The sequence below is a fragment of the Streptomyces sp. NPDC006265 genome, from assembly GCF_040613555.1.
Classification (GTDB): domain Bacteria; phylum Actinomycetota; class Actinomycetes; order Streptomycetales; family Streptomycetaceae; genus Streptomyces.
The window spans coordinates 1-2839 of the sequence record NZ_JBEXSH010001039.1; the positions used below are offsets into that span (position 1 = coordinate 1).

Here is a 2839-nt window from a genome sequence, read left to right on the forward strand (position 1 = left end):
TCTAGGAGCGGTCGCTTCCGCCCTGTTCCCTGAGGGCCAGGCGCTTGGCCCGCGCAATGTCGGGATCGCGCGGGTCCAGGGCGTCGCGCAGCGCCAACGGCTCGTCCGTGTACCTGCGGGCACGGACCGCCCGCCGGGTCTTCTCGATCCGCATCTGCTTCATGTGCGCAGCCCTCCGACCTGTGGCCCGCCCGCTCCGCACCGGGAACGACGGTCCGCACCGACAACCTGTGCCTGCACCCGGGACGGGCGCCGTCCGCCGGACGTCGCCGTGTCCCATGGGTGAGCCACATTCCCGCTCCCGGGGGGCCGTAACCCCTGGGCGGGACATGCCGTTGGAAACTGCCTCCCGGCCGGGTCGTGATCGTGTCCCGCGGCCGCGCCGGAGTGTCGGTGCCCGCCAGTAGGGTGTGAGACATGGCCGACCCCTCCAGCTACCGCCCCAAACCGGGTGAGATCCCCGACTCGCCGGGGGTCTACAGGTTCCGTGACGAGCACCGCCGGGTGATCTACGTCGGAAAGGCGAAAAGCCTGCGCCAGCGCCTGGCGAACTACTTCCAGGACCTGGCGGGCCTGCACCCGCGCACCCGCTCCATGGTCACCACGGCAGCGTCTGTGGAGTGGACGGTGGTGTCCACGGAGGTCGAGGCGCTCCAGCTGGAGTACTCGTGGATCAAGGAGTACGACCCCCGGTTCAACGTCAAGTACCGCGACGACAAGAGCTACCCGTACCTCGCGGTGACGATGAACGAGGAGTACCCGCGCGTGCAGGTGATGCGCGGTCACAAGAAGAAGGGTGTCCGCTACTTCGGACCGTACGCGCACGCGTGGGCGATCCGCGACACCGTCGACCTGCTGCTGCGCGTCTTCCCCGTACGCACCTGTTCGGCCGGAGTGTTCAAGAACGCCGCCCGCACCGGCCGCCCCTGCCTCCTCGGCTACATCGGCAAGTGCTCGGCGCCCTGCGTGGACCGGGTCTCCGCCGAGGAGCACCGCGAACTGGCCGACGAGTTCTGCGACTTCATGACCGGCCGGACGAACACCTACATCCGCCGGCTGGAGAAGCAGATGGCGGAAGCCGCCGACGAGATGGAGTACGAGCGGGCGGCCCGGCTGCGCGACGACATCGGCGCCCTGAAGAAGGCCATGGAGAAGAACGCGGTCGTGCTCGCCGATGCGACCGACGCCGACCTGATCGCGGTCGCCGAGGACGAGCTGGAGGCGGCCGTCCAGATCTTCCACGTCCGCGGCGGACGTGTGCGTGGCCAGCGCGGCTGGGTCACCGACAAGGTGGAGGAGATCACCACCGGCGCCCTCGTCGAGCACGCCCTGCAGCAGCTGTACGGGGAGGAGACGGGGGACGCCGTCCCCAAGGAGGTCCTGGTCCCGGCCCTGCCCGACCCCGTCGAGCCGGTCCAGGAGTGGCTCGCCGGGCGGCGCGGCTCCGGCGTCTCCCTGCGCATCCCGCAGCGCGGCGACAAGAAGGCCCTCATGGAGACCGTCGAGCGCAACGCCCAGCAGGCGCTCGTGCTGCACAAGACCAAGCGCGCCTCCGACCTGACCACGCGCTCGCGCGCCCTGGAGGAGATCGCCGACGCCCTCGACCTGGACAGCGCCCCGCTCCGGGTCGAGTGCTACGACATCTCCCACCTCCAGGGTGACGACGTCGTGGCCTCCATGGTCGTCTTCGAGGACGGGCTCGCCCGCAAGAGCGAGTACCGCCGCTTCCAGATCAAGGGCTTCGCCGGACAGGACGACGTCCGCTCCATGCACGAGGTGATCACCCGCCGCTTCCGTCGCTATCTCGCAGAGAAGGAGAAGACGGGGGAGTGGACCGACGGCGAGAACGCCGAGACCCCTGAGATCGACAGGAACGGCGAGATCGTCGGGACCGGCCCCACCGAGGACGACGGCCGCCCCAAGAAGTTCGCCTACCCGCCCCAGCTCGTGGTCGTCGACGGCGGTGCCCCGCAGGTCGCGGCCGCCCGGCGCGCCCTGGACGAGCTCGGCATCGACGACATCGCCGTGTGCGGCCTGGCCAAGCGCCTCGAGGAGGTCTGGCTGCCCGGCGACGACGACCCGGTGGTGCTGCCCCGCACCAGCGAGGGCCTGTACCTGCTCCAGCGCGTCCGTGACGAGGCCCACAGGTTCGCGATCACCTACCAGCGCACGAAGCGGTCCAAGCGCTTCCGCTCCAGCCCTCTGGACGACGTCCCCGGCCTCGGGGACACGCGCAAGCAGGCACTTCTGAAGCACTTCGGTTCGTTGAAGAAACTGCGATCCGCCACGATCGACCAGATCTGCGAGGTCCCCGGCATAGGCCGCAAGACGGCCGAGACGATCGCCGTGGCCCTCGCCCGCTCGGCCCCGGCCGCACCCGCCGTCAACACGGCGACTGGAGAGATCATGGAAGAGGAACCGGGCACCATGGGTTCCAGTGGGGAGCCCGTGGCAGCGGGCGCCCCGGACGAACGACGGGGGCAGGAGACATGAACGTGAACGAGCACCACGGGCAACAAGAGCAAGCCGGAGACGGAGCACAGGTGAGTACGGGCACGCCCAACGACAAGGCACAGGTCCCGGACGCGGCCATCCCCGAGTTGGTGATCATCTCCGGCATGTCCGGGGCCGGCCGTTCGACGGCCGCGAAGTGCCTGGAGGACCTCGGCTGGTTCGTCGTCGACAACCTGCCGCCCGCGCTGATCCCCACCATGGTGGAGCTCGGCGCCCGCTCCCAGGGCAACGTGGCGAGGATCGCCGTCGTCGTCGACGTCCGCGGCCGCCGCTTCTTCGACAACCTCCGCGAGTCCCTCGCCGACCTGGAGGCGAAGAACGTCAC

Annotated in this window: 3 protein-coding genes; 2 read left to right on the forward strand and 1 reads right to left on the reverse strand. The window is 69.8% G+C overall.

The features are described from left to right. Position 1: 1 nt before the first annotated feature. Entirely contained in the window at positions 2–163 is a 162-nt protein-coding gene (locus ABZ281_RS44805; RefSeq protein WP_167455403.1) for a hypothetical protein, read from the reverse strand. Positions 164–417: 254 nt separating this feature from the next. Here ABZ281_RS44805 and uvrC point away from each other — a divergent pair, with 254 nt between their 5' ends. Together uvrC and ABZ281_RS44815 are read left to right on the forward strand one after the other, a co-directional pair. After that, positions 418–2493 (forward strand): excinuclease ABC subunit UvrC, encoded by a 2076-nt coding sequence (gene uvrC / locus ABZ281_RS44810; RefSeq protein ID WP_356664077.1) that lies wholly within the window; start codon positions 418–420, stop codon positions 2491–2493. Next, a partial coding sequence (locus ABZ281_RS44815; protein ID WP_356664079.1) for an RNase adapter RapZ occupies positions 2490–2839 on the forward strand: 350 nt, incomplete at its 3' end. The genes uvrC and ABZ281_RS44815, both read left to right, overlap by 4 nt.